Below are 3,267 nucleotides of genomic sequence, written 5' to 3' on the forward strand. Positions count from 1 at the left end.
CGATATTTTTGCGAGCCTTTTGTCTTTGCTGATACAGTCCCGACTGAGCCACCTGGGTTGCTTTTGTCACTTCCTAAAAACCAAACAGTCATATTACCTGAATCTATTCCTGCAGCAGAAGAGATTGTCTGTAGCATTGCCTGCCAGTCTTGCGAATTTCGATCATAGCTTGTAATATGCTTCGTACCTGTTTGTGCACCCGCTTGTTCTGGTGTTTCCGGTGCCGTGCCATCTGAATCGTCATCATCAATTGTTTGGACCGTTGTTGATGTCTCTTTTACACCATTATCATCATTCTTTTTGCTGTTTTTGGCCGATGCATAGTCACTTTTTTTAGATCCTGCCTTATTATCATTCGGCGAAAAAATGGAATACGAAACAAATGCTATTAATATTATTACGATTCCAATTGATCCAAATAAAATGAGTTTTGTTTTTTTTCTTTTCGCTCTTGACGTTGTACGTGAATTGCTTTGATTCTTTTTCAATCTAACCACTCTCCCAAAACTGAGAATGTCAACATTCTACCATGAGTGGAGAAAAACTTATAGTCTTGTATTTTAAAATTAACCATTTCGTAAAACAACTGTTAAGTTTTTTTCATTGTCAGACACAATTTAAACTAGTGCATAATAGAATATAGACAATCAAATTTTTAATGATTTATTCTTTTTTATATTAAACATAGGATTACAGAATGAAAATAGTAGTGTGATCGTAGTTAGTCATTAAAATTTATATCTACTATTTCAGGTTATTTAATTGTACTTTTGTTAATTTTATTTGTACATCTTTTCTTTTCTTCTAATCAAAAAAATCGACCGAATCCAGTCGATTTCACGATCCTATTTCCCAGTAAAAGTAGGTAGTCTCTTTTGTAAAAAGGCTTGTACACCTTCCTGATGATCTGCTGTTCTTCTCATTGCACTTTGTCCTTCTTTTTCAAATAAAAGTACATTTTTTAAGAACTCTACGTTACCGTTACAGTAGATTTGTTTTGATTGGATCATCGCACTTACGGGTTTTTGAAGAATAGACTTCACTCGATCATTAATTTTTTGTTCAAAGTCCCCACTGATTACTTCATCAATTAAACCGATTTCTAGCGCTTGCGTTGCATTTAGTTTTTTACCTTCCCAGATCAGTTGTTTAGCTTTTGTTTCACCTAACCTTTTTTCTAAGAAGTAATGTGCACCACCATCAGGTATTAAGCCAATTCCGATAAAGTTCATTGCCAATACACCTGATTCGTGAGCAAGAACGAAATCACTAGCAAGTGCAAAACTTAGTCCAATACCTGCAGCTGGCCCATGAATTGCACTAATAACGATTTTAGGTAAAGTATATAATTTAATTACTACATCCGTAATTAAATCCATTACTGGACCAAAAGCAGATTCATCTGTGTTACTTAGCATTGATTTTAAATCTCCACCTGAAGAGAAACCTTTGCCATTTCCACATAGAACGACTACATCAACGTCTGAGCTAGCGATTTCATCCAGTACATCTCGAAATTGTCTGAATGTATCTTCATTCATTGCATTCAATACTTCAGGTCGATTAAATACAACAGTTGCAACTCGTCCCTCTTTTCTTAATAAAACATGTTCTGCCGTGTTCGAAATAGACATAAAAAATCCCCCTTGTTTTCATGGTTAATTTAAACATTAAACATCGCAAGAGGAATTTCCTTTATTTTTCATTAATTTGATTGATTACTTTTCGAAAATAACTCATCTAAAATCTTAATTTTTGCATTTGTATAATGCTCATAACCTTCATTATATGATTTAGGATCTTTCGCATTAGCAAAACGAGTTATTTGACGAGTTTCTGGATTTACAAACTTACTAGATGCACCACAACCTAAACCAATAATTGTTTGCTCTTCTTCCATAATTAATATATTATACAAGCTTTCTTGACCATCAACAGAGTATCCAATGTTCTCAAGGTTACCTAATATATTTTTTTGACGATATAAATAGTATGGATGATAGTTATGATTTTTTGTCCATACAGTTGCTTCATTCATCATTTGCTGCACTTCATCTCGATCTGCAACTTTATATTTTTGTTTGTTTTGCGTCATTTCTGAGGCTCTTTTAAATGAAAGCGTATGAACAGTCAATGATTCAGGCATTAACTTTTCAGTTTCATCTAATGTATATTGAAATTCTTTTAAACCTTCTCCAGGTAAACCAATAATCAAGTCCATATTTATATTATTCATACCCATTTCACGGGCTAAATGATACTTTGTTATTGTTTCATCCACAGTGTGATGTCTACCAATCGCTTTTAAAGTTTCTTGAATATAAGATTGTGGATTAATACTAATTCGATCAATATTCCATTTATTTAATACATCTAATTTTTCGGGCGTAATTGTATCAGGTCTACCAGCCTCTACCGTAATTTCACGAACCTGCTCCATATTTGGAAATGATTCGTGCATCTTAGCATACAGTAAGTCCATTTCTTCTGCTGTAATACTAGTAGGTGTCCCTCCACCATAATAAATCGTCGTAATGTTAATTCCACGTTCCTTTAAAAATTCGCCGATTTTTTCCATTTCGTAATGTAATCCATATAAGAATGAATCGACTGCACCTTGTTTCCCTTGAATAGCATAGGCTGGGAATGTACAATAAGCACACTTAGTAGGGCAATATGGGATACCAATATAAAGACTAACTTCATTTTGCAAGTTATATAAATCTGGTATTACTTTTAATTGACGATCGACGATTGATTGCATTAATTCAATTTTTTCGTCATGGATTAAATAGTCATTTCGTAGCTCTTCATGCGCCATTTCCTTTGACATACCAGATTTAAGTTTTGAATGAAGGAGCTTAGTTGGTCGTATGCCAGTTAAGATTCCCCACTTTTGTTGAATTCCAGTATGCTCTTGTAGTAATGATAAAAAGACAAAGTTAACTGCTTTCTTTTTAAATTTAAATGCTTCTCGATCATCTTTACCATCTACATAGCTTGTATTTGCTTCGAAATTCGTACCTAGCTTACCGGTTACTTGTTTATTAACTTCATCTAGCACAAAACTTACTTCAATATCTGCATCTATTTTTTCTAACGATACATCACAGTCTTCAAAAAATAGTTGAGCTAATAGCTCTAACGGTCTTTGAAAACGAATATCCTCTAAGCCTTTAATATATATTTTCATTTTATTATCACCTTTTTAAGTTATCACTTAAGTATAAAATTAAAGAGTAACGAGGTCAATTATTTAAAATTCAC

The 3,267-nt window shown here is 33.2% G+C and carries 3 protein-coding genes; all 3 read right to left on the reverse strand.

Annotated features, from left to right (window positions below; translation table 11 throughout):
• Window positions 1-488 (reverse strand): DUF1510 family protein (locus tag CN514_RS19050; RefSeq protein ID WP_098233953.1); only part of this gene is annotated, 488 nt, incomplete at its 3' end.
• 357 nt (window positions 489-845) lie between these two features.
• Window positions 846-1,634 carry an enoyl-CoA hydratase gene (locus CN514_RS19055; RefSeq protein WP_098233954.1) on the reverse strand — a complete coding sequence of 263 codons (789 nt, stop codon included), beginning with the start codon at window positions 1,632-1,634 and terminating at the stop codon, window positions 846-848.
• A gap of 71 nt (window positions 1,635-1,705) precedes the next feature.
• Window positions 1,706-3,193, reverse strand: coding sequence for a coproporphyrinogen III oxidase (locus tag CN514_RS19060; RefSeq protein WP_098233955.1), 1,488 nt, complete (start codon window positions 3,191-3,193; stop codon window positions 1,706-1,708).
• Between the last annotated feature and the right edge of the window lie 74 nt (window positions 3,194-3,267).

Origin of the sequence: Bacillus sp. AFS001701, assembly GCF_002559405.1 — a bacterium.
Classification (GTDB): domain Bacteria; phylum Bacillota; class Bacilli; order Bacillales; family Bacillaceae_G; genus Gottfriedia.

What these genes read in the sequence shown, in the direction of transcription:
- CN514_RS19055 (WP_098233954.1), bottom strand. Translation starts at nt 1,634, where the DNA reads ATGTCTATTTCGAACACGGCAGAACATGTTTTATTAAGAAAAGAGGGA.
- CN514_RS19060 (WP_098233955.1), bottom strand. Translation starts at nt 3,193, where the DNA reads ATGAAAATATATATTAAAGGCTTAGAGGATATTCGTTTTCAAAGACCG.